The sequence below is a fragment of the Maribacter corallii genome, assembly GCF_047345415.1.
In the GTDB taxonomy this organism is placed as follows: Bacteria; Bacteroidota; Bacteroidia; order Flavobacteriales; family Flavobacteriaceae; genus Maribacter_C.
On the sequence record NZ_JBLFEP010000004.1, the window covers coordinates 55,696 to 79,453 of the forward strand.

At 44.2% G+C, this 23,758-nt stretch carries 19 protein-coding genes; 18 read left to right on the forward strand and 1 reads right to left on the reverse strand.

Going from position 1 to position 23,758, the window contains the following annotated elements; translation table 11 throughout:
- From ACKWCA_RS14590 to ACKWCA_RS14605, 4 genes are read left to right on the forward strand one after another with little or no spacing between them, the layout of a single operon-like run.
- Nucleotides 1-2,103, forward strand: coding sequence for a glycoside hydrolase family 127 protein (locus ACKWCA_RS14590; protein ID WP_413978956.1), 2,103 nt, complete (start codon nucleotides 1-3; stop codon nucleotides 2,101-2,103).
- A 22-nt stretch (nucleotides 2,104-2,125) separates the two neighbouring features.
- Entirely contained in the window at nucleotides 2,126-3,703 is a 1,578-nt protein-coding gene (locus ACKWCA_RS14595) for an MFS transporter (protein ID WP_413978957.1), read from the forward strand.
- Complete coding sequence (locus ACKWCA_RS14600; RefSeq protein ID WP_413978958.1) at nucleotides 3,700-5,124, forward strand: family 16 glycosylhydrolase; 1,425 nt, start codon at nucleotides 3,700-3,702, stop codon at nucleotides 5,122-5,124. The genes ACKWCA_RS14595 and ACKWCA_RS14600 overlap by 4 nt, the downstream gene beginning before the upstream one ends.
- 5 nt (nucleotides 5,125-5,129) lie before the next feature.
- On the forward strand, nucleotides 5,130-6,770 hold the full coding sequence (locus tag ACKWCA_RS14605; RefSeq protein WP_413978959.1) for a sulfatase: 1,641 nt from the start codon (nucleotides 5,130-5,132) through the stop codon (nucleotides 6,768-6,770).
- An 11-nt stretch (nucleotides 6,771-6,781) separates the two neighbouring features.
- Here the strand turns inward: ACKWCA_RS14605 and ACKWCA_RS14610 are convergent, their stop codons facing one another.
- Nucleotides 6,782-7,621 carry an AraC family transcriptional regulator gene (locus ACKWCA_RS14610; RefSeq protein WP_413978960.1) on the reverse strand — a complete coding sequence of 280 codons (840 nt, stop codon included), beginning with the start codon at nucleotides 7,619-7,621 and terminating at the stop codon, nucleotides 6,782-6,784.
- A 145-nt stretch (nucleotides 7,622-7,766) separates the two neighbouring features.
- Between ACKWCA_RS14610 and ACKWCA_RS14615 the strand changes: the two genes are divergently transcribed.
- The 14 genes from ACKWCA_RS14615 (at nucleotide 7,767) to ACKWCA_RS14680 (ending at nucleotide 23,441) form a co-directional block, all read left to right on the forward strand.
- Nucleotides 7,767-8,927: a cytochrome P450 gene (locus tag ACKWCA_RS14615; protein WP_413978961.1), complete on the forward strand. Its 1,161-nt coding sequence runs from the start codon at nucleotides 7,767-7,769 to the stop codon at nucleotides 8,925-8,927.
- 2 nt (nucleotides 8,928-8,929) lie between these two features.
- Nucleotides 8,930-9,238 carry a 2Fe-2S iron-sulfur cluster-binding protein gene (locus ACKWCA_RS14620; protein WP_413978962.1) on the forward strand — a complete coding sequence of 103 codons (309 nt, stop codon included), beginning with the start codon at nucleotides 8,930-8,932 and terminating at the stop codon, nucleotides 9,236-9,238.
- Nucleotides 9,239-9,244: 6 nt separating this feature from the next.
- Nucleotides 9,245-10,480, forward strand: coding sequence for an NAD(P)/FAD-dependent oxidoreductase (locus ACKWCA_RS14625; protein WP_413978963.1), 1,236 nt, complete (start codon nucleotides 9,245-9,247; stop codon nucleotides 10,478-10,480).
- A gap of 101 nt (nucleotides 10,481-10,581) precedes the next feature.
- Nucleotides 10,582-11,700, forward strand: coding sequence for an alcohol dehydrogenase catalytic domain-containing protein (locus tag ACKWCA_RS14630; RefSeq protein ID WP_413978964.1), 1,119 nt, complete (start codon nucleotides 10,582-10,584; stop codon nucleotides 11,698-11,700).
- 249 nt (nucleotides 11,701-11,949) lie between these two features.
- Nucleotides 11,950-12,741 carry an alpha/beta hydrolase gene (locus ACKWCA_RS14635; RefSeq protein ID WP_413978965.1) on the forward strand — a complete coding sequence of 264 codons (792 nt, stop codon included), beginning with the start codon at nucleotides 11,950-11,952 and terminating at the stop codon, nucleotides 12,739-12,741.
- A gap of 47 nt (nucleotides 12,742-12,788) precedes the next feature.
- On the forward strand, nucleotides 12,789-12,983 hold the full coding sequence (locus tag ACKWCA_RS14640; RefSeq protein WP_413978966.1) for a hypothetical protein: 195 nt from the start codon (nucleotides 12,789-12,791) through the stop codon (nucleotides 12,981-12,983).
- Nucleotides 12,984-12,993: 10 nt separating this feature from the next.
- Nucleotides 12,994-13,881 (forward strand): AraC family transcriptional regulator, encoded by an 888-nt coding sequence (locus tag ACKWCA_RS14645; protein ID WP_413978967.1) that lies wholly within the window; start codon nucleotides 12,994-12,996, stop codon nucleotides 13,879-13,881.
- Nucleotides 13,882-14,005: 124 nt separating this feature from the next.
- Nucleotides 14,006-15,145: a mandelate racemase/muconate lactonizing enzyme family protein gene (locus tag ACKWCA_RS14650; RefSeq protein WP_413978968.1), complete on the forward strand. Its 1,140-nt coding sequence runs from the start codon at nucleotides 14,006-14,008 to the stop codon at nucleotides 15,143-15,145.
- A gap of 14 nt (nucleotides 15,146-15,159) precedes the next feature.
- On the forward strand, nucleotides 15,160-16,596 hold the full coding sequence (locus ACKWCA_RS14655; RefSeq protein WP_413978969.1) for an NAD-dependent succinate-semialdehyde dehydrogenase: 1,437 nt from the start codon (nucleotides 15,160-15,162) through the stop codon (nucleotides 16,594-16,596).
- Between the two features lie 107 nt (nucleotides 16,597-16,703).
- Nucleotides 16,704-17,375, forward strand: a complete 672-nt coding sequence (locus ACKWCA_RS14660; protein ID WP_413978970.1) for a bifunctional 4-hydroxy-2-oxoglutarate aldolase/2-dehydro-3-deoxy-phosphogluconate aldolase — start codon at nucleotides 16,704-16,706, stop codon at nucleotides 17,373-17,375.
- 20 nt (nucleotides 17,376-17,395) lie between these two features.
- Nucleotides 17,396-18,484, forward strand: coding sequence for a sugar kinase (locus ACKWCA_RS14665; RefSeq protein ID WP_413978971.1), 1,089 nt, complete (start codon nucleotides 17,396-17,398; stop codon nucleotides 18,482-18,484).
- Between the two features lie 222 nt (nucleotides 18,485-18,706).
- Entirely contained in the window at nucleotides 18,707-20,572 is a 1,866-nt protein-coding gene (locus ACKWCA_RS14670) for a sulfatase family protein (RefSeq protein WP_413978972.1), read from the forward strand.
- 15 nt (nucleotides 20,573-20,587) lie between these two features.
- Nucleotides 20,588-22,138, forward strand: coding sequence for a sulfatase family protein (locus ACKWCA_RS14675; RefSeq protein WP_413978973.1), 1,551 nt, complete (start codon nucleotides 20,588-20,590; stop codon nucleotides 22,136-22,138).
- A gap of 7 nt (nucleotides 22,139-22,145) precedes the next feature.
- Entirely contained in the window at nucleotides 22,146-23,441 is a 1,296-nt protein-coding gene (locus ACKWCA_RS14680; protein ID WP_413978974.1) for a GntP family permease, read from the forward strand.
- Nucleotides 23,442-23,758 lie beyond the last annotated feature (317 nt).

The window sequence follows — 23,758 nt, forward strand, 5'->3', positions numbered from 1 at the left end:
ATGAAACGGAGGCACTATTTTGGTTTGGCTACAATGATTATCGCTCCCTTACTACTCATTTCATCCTGTCGGAATTCAAGTGAAAAATCGGAAAAACCCAAAATTGTAAAACCCAAAACCACTGCCATGATAAAAGACAATGCCCGCGGCATCATCAATAATACGGAGAGTCCGCATGTCAAATTAAAAAGTATCGATATCGGTGATTGTCATTGGACGGATGGTTTTTGGGCGGAAAAATGGAAACAGGCCGAGGAAACGATGGTGCCGTACATGGGAAGCTTATTGAAAGGGGATATCGGTCACGGACTCAACAACTTCAAGATCGCGGCAGGTCTAAAAGAAGGGGAGCATCAAGGATGGTGGTGGCATGATGGGGATTTCTATAAATGGATGGAGGCCAGTATGTACATCTATGCAGTGAACAAGAACGAGAAAATCGTTCAAGAAATGGATGAGATCATTACTATTATAGGGCAGGCACAGCAAGACAACGGATATCTGTCCACGCCAATAATCATTCGCGATGATCTGGAACCTTTTTCCAACCGAAAATACCATGAACTTTATAACAGCGGGCATTTACTGACAAGTGCTTGTATTCACCATCGGGTGACCGGAAAGACCAACTTCCTGGATATCGCGATCAAACATGCCGATTATCTCTACGACCTTTTTGTACCTATTACCCCTGAGCTCGAACGGTTCGGGTTCAATCAGACCCAGATCATGGGCTTGGTAGAATTGTATCGAACCGTTCAGGACAAACGTTATTTAGAACTTGCCGAACAGTTTATTAATCTTCGAGGTACCTACGAAATAAACGATACCGCGGCGACCAAAGGCTATCCGATTGGTGATATGGTGCAAGAACGGGTTCCGCTGAGAGAGGAAACCGAAGCGGTAGGTCATGCGGTGTTAGCGTTGTATTACTATGCCGGCGCAGCGGATGTTTATGCCGAAACCGGAGAAAAAGCATTAATCGATGCTTTGGACAGACTTTGGGATAACGTGACCCATAAAAAAATGTACGTAACCGGGGCTGTTGGTCAAACACATTATGGAAGGTCTTCCAGATTAGATAAAATCGAAGAGGGGTTCATAGATGAATATATGATGCCGAATATGACAGCTTACAATGAAACTTGTGCCAATATCTGCAATTCGATGTTCAATTACCGTATGTTGACCCTCACCGGTGATTCCAAACACGGTGATATCATGGAATTGGTGTTGCACAATAGCGGGCTTTCAGGCATTGGTCTTGGAGGCAAGGATTATTATTATTCCAATCCCTTACGAAAAATTGATGGCGCATTGGATTATGAGCATATGAACGTAGAATTCCCAGAAAGACAACCCTATTTAAAATGTTTTTGTTGCCCACCGAATTTGGTTCGAACGGTGGCCAAGTCTCCCGCGTGGGCATACAGTAAAACCGAAAAGGGCCTCGCCATAAACCTCTATGGAAGTAACAAATTGGAAACAACGTTGTTGGATGGTTCTGCTCTTAAACTTTCCCAAAAAAGCAATTACCCTTGGGATGGTGCAGTAGAAGTGACCCTGGAAGAAGCTAAATCGGAGCCTTTTGAAATAACATTGAGAATTCCGGCATGGGCTAAAGGAAGTACCTTAACAATAAACGGTGAGTCCCTTGCCAATGTCACATCAGGTAGTTTTGCAAAAATCGAACGCCAATGGTCCACAGGAGATGTTATTTCCTTACATATGCCAATGGAGGCCAAATTGATCGAAGGACATCCGAGAATTGAAGAGGTCAGAAATCAAGTAGCGGTTAAAAGAGGTCCCATTGTCTATGCTCTCGAGTCCCCTGACCTTCCCAAAGACACTGATATTACAGACGTTTATATCTCAAGTAATAAAGAACTCAGGGCTATACATAAAACCGATGTCTTAGGTGGGGTGACTACCCTAGAAACCGATTTGCTCATCCGTAAAGATGCGCTAAAAAGCATGTACAATGAGGTATCAAAACCAAAGTTTGAACGCTTCTCCACACAATTGATTCCGTATTACACCTGGAGTAATAGGGGGCAAAGCGAAATGACCGTTTTCATGCCCGTAATTTGGGCTAACGAATAAACCACCAATACGCATAAACCATATGACCGATCATAAAAAGAATGCCTACAAATACGCGACAATTGTAGCCATGGGTGGCTTTGTCTTCGGTATCGATGCAGCGCTGATTTCCGGCACGACCAATTACCTTACGGAAGAATTTGCCCTCAATGAATTACAACTTGGTGCGGCCGTGGGAGCGGCGGCTTGGGGCGTATTGTTGGCACTTGTATTCGTGGGGTACGCGGTCAACAAGATTGGACGAAAAAGAGCCTTGCAAATTTCCGCGGCCGTCTATTTGATTTCCGCTCTTGGTTCTGCCTTTGCACCCAACTATTGGATCTTCCTATCTGCTCGATTTTTAGGTGGACTGGCCTTCAGTTCTATTTCAATGGCTTCAATGTATATAGGCGAAATTGCCCCGCCCAAGTGGCGTGGCAAGCTCGTTTCCATGATTCAGATCAACATTGTGGTGGGCCTATCCGCCGCTTATTTCATCAACTATATGATACAAAATTGGGCCAATTCAGGAGCGGAATGGGTCATCACTTTGGGTATCGATACCAATACTTGGCGCTGGATGCTTGGTTCGGAGATTATTTTTGCCCTTTTATGGTTGATCCTTTTGATGTTTATCCCTCACAGTCCGGTATGGTTGGTGCTTCAAGAACGAATTGAAGAGGCAAAGGAAACCCTGAAAAGGGTTATATCGGAAAATGAAGTTGAAACCCATATTGTAGAAATGAAAGAATCGCTACAAACAATGGGGGCAGATCATTCGGATTGGGCACAATTCAAAGAAATATTTAACCGGCCGATGCGAATTACGTTTATCATTGCGGCGACCTTGGCTATCGTACAACAATCTACCGGTATTAATGCAATACTGTTTTATGCCCCCACAGTATTTGAACAATTGGGTATGGGCACCGATGCGGCATTTTCACAAGCCATTTGGATAGGTGTGATTAGCGTCATATTCACCGTTTTAGGGTTACTTCTTGTAGATAAGATCGGGCGCCGCCCAATGGTTCTTGGGGGACTACTATGGATTATTATTAGCCTGGGCATTTGCTTTTATGGGTTTCATAATGCCACCTATTCCCTATCAAAAGAAAATGTTGTTGAACTTACCGAAGTGTCAGGTGCAGAACGGTTGAATATACTGATAGATACGTCTTATGATAGCGACATTGACTTCAAGGAGGCATTGATGGAAACTCTGGGTGAAGAAGAGGCTAAAAAACACTCAAGCGCCTTGATTCAAAAGGCAGCTAATCTTAATGGTCTATTGATTTTGATAGGAATATTAAGTTTTATAGCCGCATTTCAATCGACCATAGGTCCTGTGATGTGGGTACTTTTTTCTGAAATATTTCCAATATCAAATCGAGGAATCGCGATACCCGTTTTTGTATTCCTAACCAGTATAACCAGTTCATTGATACAAACATTTTTCCCGTGGCAATTAGAGAATCTAGGCATAGGTTCAACACTGCTTTTTTATGCAAGTACGGTGGCCATTGGACTTGTCATTCTTTTTATCTATTTGAAGGAGACCAAAAACATGACGATCGAAGAAGTACAATTGGCCTTGGCACCAAAAAAGAAATCAGAATGAAAAATATACTCATTGTAATCTTTTCGATTTCTGGATGTATTGCACAACAAACAAAAAAGGCGTTTCCGGCCTCAGACCCAAACAATGAAGGCGGATGGGTTTTAAATAAAGAAGTAAGCGACGAATTCGAAGGCAAAGAACTGGACCGAAGCAAGTGGTTTATCGAAGGTGAGCATGGCGACTATTATATTTGGAAAGGCCGAGCTCCCTCCCAATTCGTGCCCCATAATGTTCGCGTTGAAAATGGGAAGTTAAAACTGCGAACTGCTTGGGAGCCTAAATATGAATTCATTCAAGAGTCGTATACCGATGGCGCCATGGGTACGGCCAAGTATGGAGAATATAAGGAAGAACCAATGCCGGTGACCACTGCTGCGGTCATTACGAAAAAACGATTCCTGAATGGTTATATGGAAGTCAAATCAAAGTCGGGCAATGCCGCAATTACCGCAGCTTTCTGGGGAATAGGCTACGAGCAAGAATTGGATGTTTTCGAGCAAATGGGAAACCCAAAGAAAGGTGAAAAAATCACGGCAACGAGTTCATTGGCCACGGCCCATGATTGGAGTCCGCCTGCACAAAGGCCAACAAATGTATTTCAGCATGTTGAACACCTTCCCTATCGTACTGCAGACGATTTTCATATCTATGGCGCCGATTGGGGCGAAGACTATTTGAGCATTTACATCGATGGTCAACTGGTTCATCACTTCACGCAAGATGATGTAGGGTTGGATTGGGTACTGAACAATCCTATGGAGGTTTGGCTCGATTCCGAAATTTTCTTTTGGCTCGGGATGCCCCATAAAGAAGAACTCCCGGTGGACTTTGAAATAGAGTACCTGCGTGTATGGCAAAAGCCGAATGATAATCTTTTGGCGCGGCAGTTTTATGGCTTTGAAGGACCTATGCTCTACGAAGAACAGCCACGTCCTTTAAAAATGGTGCCCGAAAGCTCAGAAACCAACGATTATCAAAAGTTTTGGGAAATAGATAGCCTCTCCTCAAAATACTTTTCCATTGTAGAAGGCGACTATGCCACCGGAGTCAACAGCTTGCGATTTTCCGGTTTGGGGAAAAATGAAAAATTGGAAACCGACAACGTAATTGCCTTATCCCCGGCTGGGGCCATCAACATTCCCCAAGGAACGTATGAGCTTTCACTGAACCTATGGTTAGACCAAGGAAGGCCCGTAAAACAACTACACCTCTCGTTTGAAAATCCGAAACTTGACATTCCAATTGACCTAACTGGTTTGGAAAGACGCCAATGGATATCCGTTAAAAAAACGTTCTTGAAAGCGGAAGCTTCCAGTACAAACGACCGATTTAAGATCGAAGTTAGAAAAGTAGATGTACCTGATAAAAAGGCGACCCCGTTTTTCATTGATACTATCGAAATACGTCCAAAACAAAAATGAACCTCATGAGAATAGCTTTTTTCTTCATTCTAATCGTTTTGGGAGTTGCTTGTAAGGGCGAAAAGCCCATTGAGCAAACCATAGCAAAAAGACCCAATATCTTGTTTATTGCGGTTGACGACCTTCGCCCTGAACTTGGGGCCTATGGATCTGAAATCGCGATTACCCCAAATATCGATAAACTGGCTACGGAAGGACTACTATTCGAAAACGCCTATTGTCAACAAGCGATTTGCAGTCCCTCTCGGGCAAGTTTGATGACCGGTGCGCGACCAGAAACTATTGGGGTCTTTGAGAATTATACCTATTTCCGAGATGAAAATCCCGATATCATTACGCTACCTCAGCATTTTAAGAACAACGGGTATGAAACGGTATATACCGGAAAGATCTATCACGGGAGGTTTACGGACACCGCACTATCTTGGAGCAGAAAACCAGCGCTGAACAAGATAAAACATGCGAAACCGGACTATCCTGGGGCCTATGCCTTGAAAAAAAATCAAGAAATTTATAAAAAGAACCAAGCTGAAATTCGAGCGAAATACAATAGTGTTAGCCATTATGCCCTAGGTAGAGGACCTGCTTTTGAAATGGCCGATGTCGAAGACCATGAATACATTGATGGCTACCATACCGAATTGGCCATTGCTACCATGGAAGAGATGGTCGAGAAAAATGAAAAACCCTTCTTTTTAGGCCTTGGTTTTCGATTGCCCCATTTGGACTGGAACGCACCCAAAAAATACTGGGATTTGTACGACCGAGACGATATTCCTATGGCGACCCATACTACAGCGCCCGAAAACGCCGCTGCCATGGGGCTTCACGCTTCTTTTGAACTTCGAGTGCGCCATGGCATCCCTAAAACTGGCCCAATTGAAGGCGAGTTGGCAAAAACCCTCAAACATGCCTATTTGGCTTCGGTAAGTTATGTAGACGCGCAAATCGGAAAAATGATCTCGGCCCTAGAGCGGACCGGACAACGTGAAAATACGGTTATCATTCTTTGGAGCGATCATGGATGGCATCTAGGTGATATGGGCGTATGGGGTAAGGCCACAAATTATGAAATCGCTACTAGGGTACCGCTGGTAATCAACACGCCCGATATGCCGGAAAGCACTCGTGGGCAAAAAACAAAAGCCCTAGTGGAACTTGTTGATATATACCCTACACTAGCCGAGTTGTCAGGACTTGAACTACCTGATCATCTAGAAGGCCAAAGTTTTGTTCCCTTGCTCGATAATCCTAAAAGAACGTGGAAGAAAACCGCATTTAGTCAATTTCCGACTCCGGCCCTACGCGAATGGGCCGCAAACCCCTTGACCGCCCAAATGAGGGAAACTTACTTTGGTCCGCTGATTAACGAGGTGGAAGGCCGAATTATACAACAACAAGCGGAGAAATGGGATCGTGATCTATATGAAAATCGATTGATGGGCTACTCTATGCGTACGGAACACTTCCGCTTCGTCGCTTGGAAAGACCGAACAACTACAGAAATGGCACCTATTGCCGTTGAACTCTATGACCATCGCACCGATCCTTCGGAAACCAAAAATATCGCTGCGGAACATCCGGATATTGTGGCGGATCTGACCACACAACTCCAGGCAGGCTGGAAGAGTAGCTTAGCCCATTAGGGGTGATGACCTCAAGTAAGACCGTGCTTCTTTCGATAAACCAAGGGCGTGCAGTTCTTGAACTTGTTGAATTGCTTGTGAAAGAAAGGCAACGACTCATACCCGCAAAAGTATCCTATTTCGGCCACCGAATAATCCGTATCCAATAGCATTCTAGATGCCCTATTGATACGATACTCGTTCAAAAAAGTAAAAAAGGAACGCCCCATCATTTTTGAAAAAAATCGTGAAAATGACTGTTCGGATAAACTGACTAAATCGGCAACTTCCTTTAGATATATTTTTCGTTCAAAATACTTAGAAACGAATTCGTGTATGGTCGACATGCGGCTTCCATACTCTGTGGGCAAGTCATCAATGAAACTAGCCTCAGATAACGTTCGATAGGGGCATTTAGCAAGCGCGGTAAGTAGTTCTAATAGTTGAATATATAGTTCGTGTCCCTCGAGGCTTGGCAACCTTTTGAGGGTTGGAATCAGTTCTTTTGTTTCCTTAAAATCGAATAGCATACCCTTGGCCGCAGTACGTAACAAATCGAAAACGACCTGCAGTTCGGGAACTTTTGGAAAAATACCAACGTTCCATTGCACCACTAAGGACCTTGATTGATTTTGCCCATTCTGGGCATTTTTCCAGCAGTGGGGAAGGTTCGATCGGAGCAGTACCAATTCCCCAGGTTCGTATGAACCCACATAGTCCCCAATAAATTTGGTACCGGTACTTTCTTCGATATAGGTCAGTTCATGTTGTGGATGAAAATGCCAAGGTGTGTCAAAATTGTCCGCAGCATAACTGAATCCAAGTATGGACTTTTCCTGACCTAAGGGAATGGGTTCTAAATAAGGTTTCATACACTATTACATCTGAATAAATTCTTAAAAATACATATTTTAAACAGAATAGCATATGTATTGAACAAAATCGATTACTTGTTTTGAAATAATAATGCTAAGTTTTGTGAAAAGGAAAATAACAATCCCAAAAGCCACAGTTGTGATGGAAAAAAGTGCACTACCCGATCCATTTGAAAATGCCCGTTTGAAAAAGGGGCTTGGTGACCTCAACGATCAAAATGATCCGGTTAAAATGATTTTGCGTCATAAAGATGTGCGTAAAACAGCCCACAACTACAAAACATTTCAATCCGAAGCAAAGCCGGGTCGTATTGTAGTTCCCTCCGAGGTGAACATTCGAGAAACACGTCAGATTCCCTTCGAGCTTGACCCTCCGGTTCATGGTGCCTACCGCGCTTTAATCGAACCTTGGTTCAAAAGACCTTTGCAGCCTGAATACACCGAAAAACTCAGCGCACAGATTTCAGCCTTGGTCGATGAGGTGGTTCAGAAGGACAGCTTCGAGGTTATCGAGGAATTCGCATTGGTATTGCAATCACGTGCCTTGACCTTATTATTGAATATTCCATATGAAGAGGCCGAAACCTGGATTTCTTGGGGTACCCACGTTTTTCGAAGTGAGGACACGGCATTGGATGCCGACAAGGCGAATATTTTATATGACTATATCGATGGGCAGATAGAAGCCGCAATGGAAAATCCCGGGGAGGATCTGTACTCCGTGCTATTGGCATCGGAAGTAGCCGGTAAAAGGCTGACGAAAGAAGAAGTCAAGGGCGTTATGGTCTTGACCTTTGCCGGAGGCCGTGATACCATCATTAATGCAGTAACCAATGCCATTGCCTATCTATCGGAACACCCAGAATCTTTGGAACGTTTTCGAAAGGAGCCTGAAATTATAGGTAAGGCTGTAGAGGAAATGATTCGCTACTTTTCACCGTTGACCCAGATGGGGCGCGTGGTTACCGAAGATACACAGGTCTGTGAGCATGCAATGAAGGCCGACTCTCGGGTTTCCTTATGTTGGGCTTCCGCAAATCGTGATGCCTCGGTATTCGAAAAGCCAAATGAAATCATAATCGATCGAAAAATGAATCCACATGTGGGGTTTGGTTTCAGCCATCATAATTGTTTAGGCGCCTCACATGCACGACAGATCATGAAAGTCTTACTCGCTACCTTAGCAGAAAAAGTAGATCGTATCGAACTGTTCGAATGCAAGGAAAATATTGAGGATCTTGCAGAATTCCAACGTAAGGTCGGCTATGACTACATTCATGTAAAATTTAATCCTATACAGTAAATATGGCGAAAATAACATTTATCACAAGTGATCATCAGACGATTGAGTTAGAGGGTGATTCCGGTTCAGTAATGGAGCTGGCAGTAGAACATAATGTAAACGGTATCGACGGAGACTGTGGTGGTGTCTGTTCTTGTGCCACTTGTCATGTACATGTGCGACCGGAGGATATGGAAAAAACCGGAGCTGCTAGCGAAATTGAAACCGATATGTTGGAGCTAGATGATAACGCCGATGCGTACAGTCGCCTATCTTGTCAAATCGCGATCAGTGATGCCATTGATGGCGTTATCTTGACGGTAGCCAAATAATCACCAATGACCGATACCGTTTGTGTCATTATCGGAGCAAGTCATGCCGGGGTGAATTGCGCCTTTGCCTTGCGCAAGGAAGGTTGGCAGGGCCAAATCATTCTGTATGATGCGGATCCGGAGCTTCCGTACCATAGACCACCGCTATCAAAAACCTATTTGACAAATACAGAAGGGGCTCAAAAAAATCTCTTAAAATCTGAAGAAAGTTATGAACGTTCCGAAATTCAATTGAATTTGGGAATTAAGGTCACGAGCATTGATTCTGGGGAAAGGAAAATTGCATTAAGTGACGGAAAGGTTCAAGCGTATGACAAATTGATTTTAGCGACAGGCGCGCGGCCTTTGATTCCTCCTATAACAGGTCTTGATAACGCCAAAAATATTTTCCCTTTACGGACCATGGCCGATGTGGAGGGTATTCGAAAAGCCCTAGGCGAAAGCCCAAAAAAGAATGTGGTAATCATTGGCGGGGGGTACATCGGTTTGGAGATAGCCGCTTCCCTAAACAAATTAGGAGCAACGGTTACGGTACTCGAACGTGAAGAACGCATTCTGGCCCGAGTTACCGTATCGGAGATGTCAGAATTCTTTCATTCGCTTCACCAAAAAAAAGGGGTGGACATTTTAACGAAAAAAAACGTGACTGCCGTTGAAACCAATACTGAGCATACAATTATTTGCGATGATGGCTCGGCCTACTTCGCCGATATCATCATAATAGGTGTAGGAATCCGTGTAAATACGGAGATTGCGGAAAAGGCCGGACTCGTCACGGAAAATGGGATCAAAGTAGATGCCATGGCCAAAACCAGTAACGAAGAGATCTATGCCATAGGCGATTGTACGTTTCATCATAACCCACATTATGACCGATTTGTTCGTCTTGAATCCGTTCAAAATGCCGTTGATCAAGCCAAGGTAGCAGCCGCGGCCATCTGCGGGAAAGAGGTCATCTATGATTCCATCCCTTGGTTTTGGTCCGACCAATATGATGTGAAATTACAGATTGTCGGACTTTCGGAAGGGCACGATAACAGCATCATTCGAAAAGAGGAAAAAGAGCAACCTTGTTTTTCGATTTGGTATTTTAGTGGTGATCGGCTATTGTCGGTAGATGCAATCAATAATGCCAAGGCATTTGTACTTGGCACAAAATTCATAAAGACCGGTCAATTGATCAACAAATCCAATTTGGCCGATACATCCGTTGAGCTAAAGCCGGCACATCTTATGATTTAGGAGCTGAATAACCGCATTTGCCAGTACACAAGTTCTAGATCTCACTGGTTTTAGAAGCCGGTGAAATTTTGACAATACAACTAATTTTAAAACCAAAACAAATGACCCTAACTTCAAAAAGCGCCATTGCCAAAGGTGATGGAACCTACGTTATAGATACCGTAAGTGTCGCCGAACCAAAAAAAAATGAGGTTTTGGTACGCATGAAAGCTGCGGGTTTATGCCATACGGACCATGATTCGCTGAACTGGGGAAAGCCTATTGTTATGGGCCATGAAGGATCTGGAGTTATTGAGGCCATTGGCCCGGATGTTGAAAATGTAGCTGTTGGAGATACTGTCATTCTAAACTGGGCAACCCCATGTAGATCATGTTTCCAATGTGATTTGGGGAATGAACATATATGCGAGAATAATTCGCCAGTAGTGGCCGGTGCAAATGGTTATACCGAAGGCCATGCCCACTTGGAAGGAACGCGTTATAATGGAGAACCCATCGAACGCTCATTTAACATCGGCACCTTATCGGAATATACCTTGGTCAAGGCTTCGGCCGTGGTCAAGAATCCTGTTTCCGACATGTCTTTCGCAGCGGCAAGCATTATCAGTTGCGGGGTGATGACGGGCTATGGTTCGGTCGTAAATTCGGCAAAGGTGACGGAGGGAAGTTCGGTCGTTGTGCTTGGTACGGGAGGAGTCGGCCTGAGTGTCATACAGGGGGCGAAAGTCAATAAAGCGGGCAAGATTATCGCAATAGACATCAATACCAATCGCCTGGAGTTGGCTAAAAAATTCGGGGCGACCCACACGATTTTGGCCGACAGAGAAGATACCGGTCTACTATTGGCGGCCAAAGAAGTAAAGAAAATGACTGCCAATAGAGGTGCCGACTATGCTTTTGAATGCACGGCCGTTCCTGAATTAGGCGCCGCTCCCTTAGCCATGGTAAGAAATGCCGGTACGGCCGTACAAGTCAGCGGTATCGAACAGGAAATCGTCATCGATATGAATCTTTTTGAGTGGGACAAGGTGTATATCAATCCCTTATATGGCGGGTGTAACCCAGAAAAAGACTTCCCAAAAATTGTGGAACACTACCGTTCCGGAGCGCTGAAATTGGAAGAAATGATTACACAGACCTATAAGTTAGATCAATTGGAACAGGCATTTGAAGATATGCTTTCGGGTAAAAACGCCAAAGGCGTAATCGTATTTGAGTAAATAACCTCGGGACAAGCCCGCGAGGCATTAGAAGGAAAATTAATATTGATTTCGACGCAAGCCTGCCTGTCCGGCAAGCAGGCGTCGGAGCATTTTAAATCTCGATTATCGAGTAAATTTAAAACCATACTGATACTGGTTGAACCGCCAGTACTATAAAAACACTCAGCAAGCAACGGATTCAAATTATTGCCTGCGACCTTTGCGGTGACATCCGAAACCTGTCAAATATAAAAGACCCGACAAACTATGTTCAGAACTACAGAAATCTCAGATCCCCAATTTGAAAGTGACCACCTTCGCTATATTACGGTCAAGACCGAAAACCTTAAAGGTCGTGGAGATATTTGTGTTTTTGTTCCGCCGGGGGAAACAATAGACAACCTTCCGTTGGTCATCTTATTGCATGGGGTCTATGGCAGCTCATGGGTATGGACGCAAAAGGCAGGGGTGCACCGAACGGCTTTGCAAATGATTCAAAACGGCGAAATACGCCCTATGGTCATCGCCATGCCTTCCGACGGACTATGGGGTGACGGCTCAGGATATCTAGCGCATAATCAAAAAGATTTCGAAAAGTGGATTGTCGAAGACGTAACCAATGCGGTAATCGAAAATATTCCATCGGTGAGCACGAGTTCCGATCTATTCCTTTCAGGACTTTCCATGGGAGGTTTCGGCGCTTTGCGATTAGGTATAAAACACTCCGGAAGGTTTAAGGCCGTTTCGGCCCATTCGGCTATTACCGATATTACACAGATGCCCCTTTTTGTAGAAGAAGACTTGAACAATTACCAACAAGAGGATAGCTACGAGAACTCGGTGCTCGGGGTGATTGAAAACTATAGACCCGATGTACTGAAAATCCGCTTTGATTGTGGTACGGAAGATGAATTGATCAGCCATAATAGACAACTACACGCCGATTTGGATAGATTGAAAATCATACATACCTACCAAGAGTTTCCTGGGGGCCACGAATGGACGTATTGGCAGACACACATCAGGCAATCCTTATCGTTTTTTAACTCAAATACTTGAGAAACATTTGCCAAAGGGGTAATTTTTTACTAGTTTAAAGTGCCCATATGGATAAAAACGCTGTGTACTATTTGTCCAAAGGAGACCAAAGCGAGCGGATTACCATAGAAAATCAACCCAAGGGAAACGGCCGCAAGAGCAGTAAAGCGTTGATCCCAAAGTGTTGGTTAAGATTCAATGTAAAAAGCGATGGTTTGCACAGCTTCAATTTCTTGAAATTCATGGCAGGTAAAAATCATTAAAATCTAACAGGTGAAACTTCAATTCAAATCCTCGGAACACGACTCCCTGAGTTCCATTTATGCGAAAAGAGTCTATCGACCCCATATTGGCGGTGATTGGCACTTCCATAAAGAATTTGAACTCATTTATTTTTTAAAAGGCCAAGGCATGCGCGTTGTGGGCGACCATATTTCAAATTTTCAGAAGGGAGAATTGGTACTTGTTGGGCAGTGGCTTCCCCATCTTTGGCGGAATGACGTGGACAGCCTCGACGATGTGACAACGGATTTTATCGTGGTAAAATTCACAAGAATGTTCGGGGACATCGACTTATTTTCAATGCCTGAACTTGTGCATATCAAGGCACTTTTGAAAGAGGCCGATCAGGGGCTATTGTTTTCTGAGGAGACACGGCAATCGGTACATGAAGACCTATTAAAATTAACGAAAGCCGAATCTTCGGAAAGGTTGATACTTTTACTGGCCATACTTCGAAAATTGCTCATAAGCCAAAATCATACCCTTCTATCCGGACCGAACTTCACCATTCCGAAGCAGGTGGCCGGTGAAAATAGGTTGCATAAAGTCATCAACTACATTTCGACCAATTACGCCCAAAATATCGGTTTGGGCGATATTTCTAAAATTGCCGTGATGACACCGCCCGCCTTTTGTCGGTTTTTCAAGACAAGAACCAATAAGACCTTCTCCTTATTTTTAAATGAAGTTCGCATCAGTAAGGCCTGTCAACTCTTGATCAACGGGGAGGCACCCATCAAACAAATATGTTATGACGTCGGATTCTCCTCGCTGACCAATTTCAATAGAACGTTTAAAAATTTTAAGGGGATCTCACCCAGCACATATCGTGACAACTACAGTAATTTCAGTCAATACAACCTCCCAGAGGTTTCCTAAACCTGCTTATATGCATGGCAATTAGTGTTAAAATAAGGTTAGCCACAGATAAATATGGTTCAATGTAATTCAAATGCCTTTTCTAATTTTAATTTCTCGGATTCGCTCCATTAATACCTGACCAATGAAAATAGCCAAAATTGAAGCCTTCGTCTTATCGAACCAGTTGAAAGAAACCTTTTCTTTCTCACAATGGACGTATAGTGAAAGACGCATATGCATCGTAAAGATTACCACAGATGAAGGTCTCTGTGGTTGGGGTGAAGGGTACGGCCCTGCCGATCTTATAAAAACGGGAATCAAGCTAGTCACTCCGTTACTGATCGGTGAAAATCCGTTAGAGAATGAAACTCTTTGGCATAAGATGTACCGAAAAACCTTGGATTTTGCGCGAAGAGGCGTTTTGGCAGCTTCGATAAGTGCCATTGATGTCGCTTTGTGGGATATCAAGGGAAAGGTATTCAACCAACCAGTAAGTGTCTTAATGGGCGGGCAACATCGCAAATGGGTCATTCCCTATGCCACTGGTCTTTATTTTTCCGAAAGCGATAATCTTACAGTAAAACTGGTTGATGAGGCCCGTTCGTATGTTGACCAAGGTTTTAAGGCCATAAAGATGAAAGTCGGTCTTTCGGTAACTCAAGATATTGCGTTGGTTAAGGCCGTCCGCAAAGCGATCGGAAATGACATTGAATTAATGGTCGATTCCAATCATGCGTATTCACTTCGGGAGGCAACCGCTTTGGCAAAAGCAATAGAGCAGTATGACATCGGGTGGTTTGAAGAACCGGTATCACCTGAATACTATCACCAGTATCGAGAATTAAGGTCAAAAACGACCATCCCCATTGCCGGAGGCGAATGTGAATATCTACGATACGGATTTCAGACCCTATTGGAAAATAATTGTGTAGATATTCTACAAGTCGATATTTGTGGTGCGGGTGGACTAAGTGAGGCGAAACGGATATGTACTTTGGCCAATACAAGGGGTATTGAAATTATACCACATGTTTGGGGAACAGGTATCGCTTTTCACGCCGCGCTGCATTTCATAGCCAACCAAGAGCCGATACCAGGCCGATTGCATCCGCCTGATATGTACATCGAATATGATCGAACGGAAAATGAAATCCGGGAATCACTTACAGTACCTTCTATTCAGATGAAAAACGGATGTATTGATATTCCACAAAGTCCAGGGTTGGGTATAACGGTCGATGAAGAAGTGGTACGTAATTTTTCCTCCGAAATCCTGATTTAAAAACAACGACAATTATGAATTTTGGATACCACAAATTATACATTGGGGGTGCGCTAGTCGATGCCGTTTCCGGTAAAAGGCACACCGTCGTATGCCCGGCCAACGATGAGCCCACAGCCGAAATAGCTTGGGCAGGTGAAGAAGACGCCACCTTAGCATTGGTAGCGGCCCAAAAAGGTTTTGAATACTGGTCGAAATTATCGCTTGCCGAACGTACCGAATGGATGACCAAATTGCGGACCGCCGTTCTGGAAAATGAACACGAATTACGTGCGGCGATGGTCTATGAAATGGGAAAGACCTACGCGGGCGCTTGGGAAGATATTGAAGGAGTCATCAACGGACTGGAATGGTACCCGGCTGCCATGAAGAATATGCGCGATGAACAGATTCCGGATTACGAAAATACCCACACACACAAAATGGTACATCAGCCTGCAGGGGTGGCGGTCGCCTATTTGGCCTGGAATTTTCCTTTGCTCAATGTGGGATTTAAGATGGGTCCCGCATTGGCTGCAGGTTGTTCGCTGATTATTAAACCCTCTGCCGCTTCTCCCCTTTCCGCTTATTTGATCGGTAAGATCTTACACGATATCAATTTCCCTCCAGGAGTTGTCAATATCTTATGCGGACCCAGCAGCACCGTTGCCCACTCCATGACGACAAGCACCATCCCTGCAGTGTTGACCATGATCGGATCAACACAAACCGGACAAAAAGTGATTGCCGACAGTACGACTTCCATTAAAAAATTAGGTATGGAACTAGGGGGAAACGCCCCATTCATTGTATTCGAGGATGCCGATTTCGAAAAGGCACTTAATTTGGGAATCGCTTTGAAATTTGGAAATTCAGGTCAAGTCTGTGTTGCGGCCAACCGCATATTCGTCCATCAAAATATCTATGGGAAATTCTTGGCGGCTTATATCGAACGAGCATCCAAACTTAAATTAGGCCATGGTGTAGACTCCGATGCCGATATGGGGCCCATGGTGTCAAAAAAAGATCGGGACCGTATGTTCGATTTGATCAAAGATGCGGTAAGTAAGGGAGCCACACTTGAATACGGAGGGAAAATTCCCAAAGGAAAAGAAAAAGGCAACTGGATTCAGCCTACCGTACTTTCAGGAATGACCCCAGAAATGGAAGTATTCAAAAAGGAAACCTTCGGTGCCGTGGCATCCTTAATGCCATTTGAAACCGATGATGAAGTGTTGGCCTTGGCAAATGACACCGAATATGGACTGGCCTCCTATATTTTTACCAACGACCATAGACGAATTGAACGATTTTCAAGAGACCTCCAATTTGGAGAGATTCAAATCAATGGGGTCAAATATTCGATATATCTGCCCCATGGAGGAATCAAAAACAGCGGAATCGGTCACGATTGCTCACATTTGGCATTGGACGATTATTTGGTCAAAAAGCGGATTTCAATGGCAATCTAGGATATTATAGGCCAAATAAGGGCAACATTTAGTTTTTGTCGAGTTCACAAATGAAGCAAATTCCCATCGAAACGATACATTTACAATACAAATAGTAAAACAAGAATATGCAACCTATAGTTCAACAGGCCATGTCTCCAGAGTTAATTCAAAAAATCGATACGGCAGGTATCATTGCCGTATTGATCGTTGATGAGGTAAAACATGCCGTTCCCTTGGCCAATGCCTTGCTTAAAGGAGGTGTTGATGCCATCGAATTAACGCTTCGTACACCAGCAGCATTGGAAGCGGCCAAAATAATTAAGAAAGAAGTTCCGGAAATCACTTTGGGATTCGGAACAGTACTGACCGTTGACCAAGTAAAAGCAGTAGTGGATATGGGAGCGGATTTTGCTGTATCACCTGGGTGCAATCCAAAAATCATCGCAGAGGCATATAAACAAGGATTGTCGTTTGCGCCAGGAATCATGACCCCAACAGACATAGAAATTGCCGTACAAGAAGGCTGTCGAGTACTCAAATTTTTTCCGGCCGCAACCTCGGGTGGTATGAAACACCTTGAAAGCATGTCTGCCCCTTACAACTATTTGGGACTGAAGTTCATTCCCTTGGGCGGCTGCAATATCGAAAATGCACCAAGCTATTTACAATCCGATTTGATAACCGCCATAGGCGGTACATGGGTCGCCAAAAGAAATTTGATCCAAGCGGAAGATTGGACCACCATAACACAAAACGCATTGGAAATTAGAAACTTGATCACCAAAATCAGATTGTAATACCACATCATCAAAGCACCATGAAAAAAGTAGTAACCTTTGGAGAAATTATGGGGCGTATGGCCTCACCCGCAAACTTAAGATTGCGACAAACAAGAAATTTTGAAATCACTTATGCCGGAGCCGAAGCGAGCGTAGCGGCCTCTATATGTAACTTCGGAGGAAAGGCACGGTATGTCACGGCCCTGCCCAAACACTCACTAGCGGAAGCTACAATGGATTCCATACGGGCCGTTGGTATCGACACGGATTTTATTCTAAGAACCGATGAAGGGCGATTGGGACTATATTTCTTGGAAACGGGAGCGAACCAAAGACCCAGTAACGTGATTTACGACAGGGCCGATTCGGCCGTATCTATTACACCAGCAAGCGCCTATGATTGGGATGCTATTTTTGAAGATGCACAATGGTTGCATTTAAGCGGTATCACCCCTGCCCTATCGAAGACCGCGGCGGAAGCCACATTGGTAGCCGCCAAAAAAGCAAAAGAAGCTGGTGCTTCCGTTTCCATTGACTTGAATTTCAGGGGAAAACTGTGGAAATGGGACGCCAACTACACCACCAAAGACCTGGCTCAAAAAACCATGCGGAGTATTCTTCCCTTTATTGATGTCGTCGTGGGCAACGAGGAAGACTGTCATGATGTTTTAGGCATCCAAGCAGGAGATACCGACGTACATTCGGGAGCCCTCGATACTTCTAGATACCCCGATGTTGCACGTAAAGTAGTCCAACAATTTCCCAATGTGAGTAAGGTGGCCATTACGTTGCGAGAGAGTCTATCGGCCAGCCATAATAATTGGGGCGCCATGCTTTTCGATGCGGCCACGGATTCCCCTTCTTTTGCTCCCTTGGACTCCAACGGGAACTATAACCCATATCAAATCAAAAATATTGTAGATCGTGTAGGCGGAGGGGATTCGTTTGCAGGTGGTTTGATTTTTGCTTTGACCACCCCTGAATTGAATGAAACCCAAACTGCTGTGAATTATGCGGTTGCGGCTTCTTGTCTAAAGCATTCTATAAAAGGTGACTTCAATTATTCCACCCGGGCCGAGGTCGAACGTTTGATGGGAGGCAACGCCTCAGGAAGAGTTGTCAGGTAAAGCAATACATGGCAATTTTGCGTGGTAATTGAAGGGAACGGTCTTAGTGAATCGACGCAGGCGCCAATACTATTTGCCTGACCGCAATCAATTATAAACCTCGATTATCGAGTCAAGGGCTTCAATCTTGATCAATAATGTCATCTTAAGTAAAGAAACAAAAGGAAATACCTATTTTACATTGGAAGAGGGAAACCATATAATTCAATTCTAACAAGCGTTATGTCATTTAAAAAAATAGTCTCCTTAGTACTGATGGTTTTCCTTTTTTCCTGCCAAGAAAAAGAAGAACCGGAGAAAAAACCCAATATCGTATGGCTCGTTAGTGAGGACAATTCGAAACATTTTCTAAAATTATATGACGAGGGCGGCGCTCCTATGCCACATGTTGAGGCCTTGGCAAAAAAGGGAATCGTTTTCAACAATGCGTTTTCCAACGCTCCGGTTTGTTCTGTGGCGCGAAGCACGATCATCTCCGGCTGTTACGCACCGAGAGTCGGCACCCAATACCACCGAAGAATGGAACTGGCACCCATGCCCGAAGGTTTGAAAATGTTTCCCGAGTATTTAAGGGAAGCGGGGTATTATACCACGAACAATGCTAAGGAAGATTATAATTTCGTAAAGTCGGATAGTGTTTGGGATGAATCCTCAAAGGAAGCCACCTATAAAAATCGAAAACCAGGTCAGCCTTTTTTCCACGTACAGAATTTCCATGCTACCCATGAAGGACAATTGCATTTCACCAAGAGCCAAATGGATAGCACGCCTACCCAAACCTCAGTCGAAAACGTTACGGTTTTCCCCTATCACCCAGACACACCAAGCTACCGCTATACCAATGCCTACTATCGGGATTTACACCAAAAGGTAGATACGCAAATCGGGGAATTCTTAAACCAATTGGAAACAGACGGGGTGATGGAGAACACGATTATCTTTTATTACGGAGACCATGGAGGGGTGCTTCCCAGAAGCAAGGGATACATCTATGAAAGTGGGCTACATGTACCTATGGTTGTCTATGTTCCTGAAAAGTGGAAACATCTGACTCCGATACAATCAGGCAGTAGAACGGACGCTTTTGTACAATTTATTGACCTGGCCCCTACCATATTGAATTTGGCCGGAATCCCTATACCCGAACAAATCGATGGAAAACCCTTTTTGGGAGAATCCGTAAGCTTGCAACAACTTGAACAACGGGATACGGCCATCGGTTACGCCGATAGGTTTGATGAAAAATACGATTTAGTGCGGTCTATTCGAAAGGGGAAATATAAATACATGAGAAATTACCAACCCTTCAATGTAGATGCACTCTTTAATTTCTATCGGTACAAAATGCTAGCCTATTCGGAATGGAAGGAGCTTTTTAAGGCCGGGGATCTAAATGATGAACAGCAACAGTTTTTTGAGGCCCGTACGCCCGAAGCCTTATACGATATTGAAAAAGATCCGCATGAAGTCTATAATTTAGCAGCGGACCCAAAGTATCAAAACACCCTGCTGGAACTCCGTACAAACCTACAAGATCAGGTGAAGTCCATGCCCGATTTAAGCTTTTATCCCGAATCCTATTTCTTGGAAGCAGGCCTTTCCAATCCGGTGGGTTTTGGGCAACAGCATAAAAACGAAATTTCGGAATTGATTGACATCGCCGATTTGAGTTTACGACCCTTTGAGGCCGCCAAAGCGGATATTGAGAAAGCCTTGTTATCCGATAATCCCTGGAAACGATATTGGGGCTTGATGGTCTGCAGTACTTTTGGAAAAGAATCCTCCCCCTTTTTCAAAATGGGAGTACAACTGTCAAAATACGATTCCAACAATCTGGTACGCGCCAGGGCTATTGAATACCTTATGCTTCATGTTCAGAATGTACCCAACACCCTAATTTTGGAGGTACTCGAAAATTCCGAGTCTGAAACCGAGACCAATCTCATATTGAACAGTATTGCATTGATCAAAACACAACGACCCGATTTTAAGATAACCATTCCCAAATCGATGTTTCCAGCGAACTGGACGGATCAAGCTGGAGATTTGGTCAACCGCCGTATCGATTTTATAAATGAAAACTACTAATTGAAATACCACAGCATGAAAAAAAATATCCTAATCAGTGTCGGTTTTTTGCTGGCCTTTGTATCGTGTAAAGAGGAAAAGAAAAGCGTAGAAACCCCCAAAGAGATAACCAAACCTAACATCGTCATCATTTATGCCGATGACCTGGGGTATGGAGAGTTGGGCGCGTATGGAGCTACGGCATTGAAAACACCCAATCTTGATCGATTGGCCAATGGCGGAATGCGATTCACCAACGGTTATGCTTCCTCCGCTACTTGCACACCCAGCAGATATGCACTACTCACGGGCATCTATCCTTGGAGGAACGAACAGGCGAAAATACTTCCGGGTACAGCACCTCTGATTATCGACACAGCGCAGAATACGATTCCGAAGATGTTGAAAAAGCAAGGGTATCATACGGGCATTGTTGGAAAATGGCACTTAGGTCTTGGTACCGGTAATGTCAATTGGAACGAACGAATCAGCCCGGGTCCTAACGAAGTGGGATTTGATTACAGCAACATTCTGGCCGCTACCCAAGATAGGGTACCCACGGTTTATATTGAAAATGGACATGTCGTCAATCTCGATCCAAACGATCCCATTGAGGTGAATTATCAAGAGAATTTTGAAGGGGAACCCACCGGGCTCGAAAATCCTGAAATGCTCAAAATGAAATGGCACCATGGACATAATAATAGTATTGTAAACGGAATACCCCGCATCGGCTTTATGAAAGGAGGCGAGGCCGCCAAATGGGTTGATGAGGATATGGCGGATTACTTTTTGGCTGAAGCACAGACCTATGTGAAGGAGCATAAAGACAAGCCCTTTTTCTTGTATTATGCCTTGCAGCAGCCCCACGTACCCCGAACTCCACATTCGAGATTTGTAGGTGCATCAGGTATGGGGCCAAGGGGTGATGTTATTGTGGAAGCGGATGCCATGGTAGGTGAATTTGTAAAAACTTTGGAAGCGGAAGGACTGTTAGAAAACACCCTTATTGTTTTTTCCAGCGATAATGGGCCTGTTGTAAATGACGGATATTATGATGACTCGGTAGAAAAATTAGGAGACCACACCCCTGCAGGCGTGCTCCGTGGGGGAAAGTATAGCTTATTCGAAGCGGGTACCCGCGTTCCCTTCTTTACCTATTGGAAAGGTAAGATCAGTTCCGGTGTTTCCGATGCGATGGTTTCTCAACTCGACCTGTTTTCTTCTATTGCCGCATTGGTCGATAGCAACGAAAGAACGGATGATAGTCAAGAGTTATTGGATTTGTTCTTGGGACAAGGTCAAGAAGGGCGTGAGCAAATGGTTATCGAAGCGACTTCAAGAACCGCTTTTCGACAGGGCGATTGGGCAATGATCCCACCCTATGACGGACCCCAAATCAATACACAGGTGAATATCGAGTTGGCGAATTCCGATGCGTACTTACTATATAACCTGAAGGAAGATATCGGTCAGCAAAATAATTTGGCGAAAACCAATCCCGAAAAATTACAACAAATGATCAAAGCCTATGAGGCCATTCGTAGCACGGAGCAGATGAGCGTGGAACAACTGGAATTAAAATAGGGAATAAATGACCGGCCTTGCTGTTTTAATCGGATGTATCGTATTGCTCATAGTCGCGATTACGATACTAAAAGTGCATCCGATTCCAGCATTGCTGATTGCCGGTTTGATTTTGGGACTGTCTTCCGGTGGTTCGGTAGAGGCCGTTACGGAAAGCCTTTTAAGCGGCTTCGGCAATACGCTAAAATGGATTGGCCTAGTCATCCTTTTTGGCACCTTATTGGGCGAGATTTTAGCGGTAACCGGTGGTGCCGATGTAATTGCGGATAGCGTCATCAAGGTTTTTGGAATCAAGCGACTGCCCCTGGCCATGGCCGTTATCGGTTTTCTAGTCGGTATTCCCGTTTTTGTCGATGTCGCCTATCTGACGCTGTTGCCAACCATCATTGCCCTATCGCGTAAATCAGGACATTCGGTGCTTGTATTAGGCCTTTCTCTGGCCAGTAGTTTGACTGTTGCGCATGCCTTGATTCCCCCAACCCCGGGACCGCTAGCCGTAGCGGCCATTTTGGAAACCGATATTGGCGGAATGATACCGATTAATGTGACCGTTGGCCTAGTTGCGGTCGTTGGAGGATTGCTCTGGATAAAATTCAACAAACACTACCTCGCCCTTCCGCTTAGTAAAAGACTCCTTGTGGATGAAGGCGACAAAAAAAAGATACACGGATCAAAGCGCGCTTTGCCCTTCATAGCACTACTTATACCACTGATCTTGATGGGAATGGGAAATCTGTTTTCTTCGGATACGCCGGTTATAGCTTTTATCAAAAATCCGGTTTGGGCACTTCTTATCGGCGTCGTTTTCGCGCTGCCCCTGTTAGAACGGAAGGGCTTCTCAAAAAAATTGAATGACTTCTTTCAAACAGCAGGTGCTAAGTCGGCTACGGTTATATTGATTACCGGAACCGGAGGTGCCTTTGGTCAGGTAATCAAGGATACGGAAATCGTAAATGCGCTATTGCCCGATGCGAGTGGATGGTCAGCCTTCGGAATCCTGTTGCCTTTTCTATTGAGTTTTATGTTTACTACCGTTACCGGTTCTATTACGGTCTCATTGATTACCACCGCTTCGATTATGGCACCCATAATTGCCAATGGTAGTCTCCCGCCTGAATTGACGGCTGCTGCCATTGGTGCTGGCTCATTAGGGGTTATACAAGTAAACAGTAGTTTTTTTTGGTTGTTCAAGGAAGTACATGACATCGGTACGACCAAATTGCTGAAGACCTTTAGTGTATTAACCGCGGTAGTCTCCATATTTGCCGGACTTATGGTTTTTGTACTCTTCCTTTTCAAATAGTCACTTCTAGTACATTTCGATGGCTACCCATCAAAACCGATCATTTCCCTTGTTAAAATAGTGCCACCATCGGTTAATGGCAGTTCATTTGAAACAGATACTACTCGCTAATTTTAAACAATCGAACATGGCCACTTTAATGAAAAAGAACATTTCAAGATGATATTTTTTGTTAAAGCAATATTAAAATCATATGTAATACACTAGGAACCATTTGTTCACTAGTACCAGTTTAAAGTTCATCACATTTGTTGGTGTACGTTATCGAATTGTCTAGGTACACTAAATGTATTAAATAACGAATGACACACAAACAA